At 76.0% G+C, this 2,697-nt stretch carries 2 protein-coding genes; one reads left to right on the top strand and one right to left on the bottom strand.

Annotated elements, in window-relative coordinates; all coding sequences use genetic code 11:
- The first annotated feature begins 244 nt into the window (after window positions 1-244).
- Window positions 245-1,498, top strand: a complete 1,254-nt coding sequence (locus tag HGA02_RS15670; protein WP_168680005.1) for an acyltransferase family protein — start codon at window positions 245-247, stop codon at window positions 1,496-1,498.
- Between the two features lie 226 nt (window positions 1,499-1,724).
- On the opposite strand, the gene HGA02_RS15665 is transcribed toward HGA02_RS15670, so the two are convergent.
- A partial coding sequence (locus HGA02_RS15665) for an LCP family protein (RefSeq protein ID WP_246247886.1) occupies window positions 1,725-2,697 on the bottom strand: 973 nt, incomplete at its 5' end.

Genomic DNA, 2,697 nt, shown 5'->3' with positions numbered 1-2,697 from the left:
CGATGGCGCGGTTCCAGGACGGCCTCCGCGCGCAGGCGGACGCCAAGGGCGAGCGCCTGCGGGCGCGCGCGACGGGCCGGCCGACGACCGGGTTCTCCGCCTGAGCGGTCGGGCAGCGCGGGGCCGGGCTCGTGGAGGTCCCGGGAGGCGGTCCGGGGGCCTCGTGTGAAAACCCCGTGCACGACGCGTCGCCCGGGCGGTCTCGGCGCGCGGTGCCGGCGGGAGCGTGCCTACCGTCGAGGTGATGACCTCCGCTCCCTCCGTCGACGACCGCACCGTCGCCCCTCGTACCGTCCCCCGCACACCAGCGCCTGCCGCCCCCGCCGACCGGGCCGGCACCTCGACCGCCGTCACCGGTGACGCGCCCACGAGCCCGCCACCACCCCGGCTCATGGTGCTCGACGGGCTCCGGTTCCTCGCCGCGGCCGCGGTCGTCGCGTACCACCTCGCGGGCCGGCAGACGTCGGCGTGGGGACCCGACCAGGTGGAGCGCCTCGGCGACGTCCCGCGGTGGACGTCCTACGGGTCGCTCGGCCCGGAGCTGTTCTTCGTCATCAGCGGGTTCGTGGTGCTGCTGACCGCCTGGGGCCGCCCGACGGTCCGGCTGGTCGCCTCGCGGCTCGCGCGCCTGTACCCGGCGTACTGGGCGGGCGTGCTGCTCACCGGGGGACTGCTGCTCGTGCTGTGGCCCGACGGCAAGGACGTGACCCCCGCGCAGGTGCTGGTCAACCTCACGATGGTGCAGTCCGCGCTCGGCGTGCCCCACGTCGACGGCGTCTCCTGGACGCTCTGGGCGGAGCTGCGCTTCTACCTGCTGATCGGCCTCCTGTCGCTCGTCGGGCTGACCCGACGCCGGGTGCTCGCGGTCGCGCTCGTCTGGCCGTGGCTCGCGCAGCTCGGGCTGCACAGCGGCCTCACGGGCCTGGCGACCGCGCTCGTCGCCGACTACGCGTCGCTGTTCGCGGCCGGCATGGCGCTCTACGTGCTGCACCGCGACGGGCACCGGCCCGACGCGTGGCTCGTGGTCGCGGCGAACACCGTCCTCGCGGTGCTGCTCGTCGTCCCGTCGCGCGCCGCCGTCCTCGCCCGGACGACCGGCTACGCGCCGTCGGAGCTGCTGCTCGGGGTCGGCGTCGTGGTGTGCGTCGCGCTGGTCGCGTGCGCCGTCCTCACGCCGCTCGCGCGGGCGCGGGCCACGTGGTGCGTGACGCTCGGCGCGCTCACGTACCCCGTCTACCTGGTGCACGACTACTGGGGCCTGTACGTCGTCCACCTCACGGCGCCGCACGTGCCGACGGCCGTCGCCCTGGCGCTCGCCGTCGGTGCGGCGCTCGTGCTCGCGTGGCTCGTCCACCGGTGCGTCGAGCTGCCGTGCGGCCCCCGGGTGCGGCGCTGGTCCGAGCAGGCGCTCGCGTGGGTGCGGGGCGTGGTGCTCGACCGCGTCAACCGCGGGCCGCGTCTGGTGCGCGGCCTCGACGAGGTCCGCGTCCCCGGCTGACGCGGCCCGTCCGACCGTCCAGGCGCCGGACGCGGTGGCGCCCGACCGGCCGGGCGACAGGCCCCGGTGACGTCGTCGGGCGACAGGAGCCGGTGACGTCGTCTGACGTCCGGGCGCAGGACGCCGGAACGCCGTCGGGCGTCAGGAGCCGGTGACGTCGTCTGACGTCCGGGCGCAGGACGCCGGAACGCCGTCGGGCGTCAGGATGCCGGAGCGCCGTCGGGCGTCAGGACCCGGGGACGCCGCCCACCGCTCCCGGCGGCAGCGAGCCGTCACGGATCGCGGCGAAGAACGTGGGCGCCTGGTCGGGGTCGAGCAGGACCGTCGAGCCGACGTCGCCCGGGCGGTAGTCCATGTCGGCGATGGGCGGCGTGCCCGTGATCCCCTCGGGCCCGGTCGCGGCACGGAACGCGAGCGCGAGGCGCCCCATGTCGACGATGCCCGAGCCGTCGTCCACGGTGAGCGCGCCGGTCCCGGCGTCGACGAGCTTCACCTGCTGCGCGGGGTGCCACACGAGCGAGGACGGCTGGACCTTCGCCATGACCGCGCTGACGAGCTGCCGCTGCCGCTCGGCGCGGCCCACGTCGCCCTTGAGGTCGGACTTGCGCATGCGCGCGAACGCGAGCGCCTCAGGTCCGCCGACGTCGTGGCACCCGGCGGTCCACACCATGCCGGAGTCGGCGTCGTTGACGTCCGCGTCGTGGCACAGGTGCACGCCGCCGACCGCGTCGACGACGTTCCCGACGCCCGCCATGCCGATCTCCGCGTAGTGGTCGACCGTCAGGCCGGTGAGCCCCTCGACCGTGCGGACCAGCAGCGGCGCCTGTCCCCACGCGAACGCGGCGTTGAGCTTCGACGCGCCGTGCTCGGGGATCTCGACGTACGTGTCGCGGGGCAGTGAGATGAGCGCCGTCGGTCCGTTCTCCGGGACGTGCAGCAGGAGGATCGTGTCGGTCCGCGCGCCCTCGGTGCCGTCGGCCGCGATGCCGCCGTCCGCGCGCGAGTCGGATCCGGTGAGCAGGTAGGTCGTGCCGGGGGTGTCGGCCGCGCCCGAGAGCGCGGTCGTGTGCTGCACCTTGCCGTTCGCCCACAGCACGAGCCCGATCGGCCACGCGAGCAGGGCGACGAGGACGACCGCGACCGCGGCGAGCGCGAGCCGGCCGCGCCGACGTCGGGCCCCGGCGCCGGGCGCTCCCGTG

Origin of the sequence: Cellulomonas septica (genome assembly GCF_012396155.1) — a bacterium.
Taxonomy (GTDB): Bacteria; Actinomycetota; Actinomycetes; order Actinomycetales; family Cellulomonadaceae; genus Cellulomonas; species Cellulomonas septica.
The sequence above is the reverse complement of the archived record's forward strand: the minus strand, read 5'-3'. Positions and strand labels throughout refer to the sequence as shown.

Bases quoted from the DNA above. Each gene is read 5' to 3' on its own strand.
- HGA02_RS15670 (WP_168680005.1), top strand. From the start codon at position 245: ATGACCTCCGCTCCCTCCGTCGACGACCGCACCGTCGCCCCTCGTACC.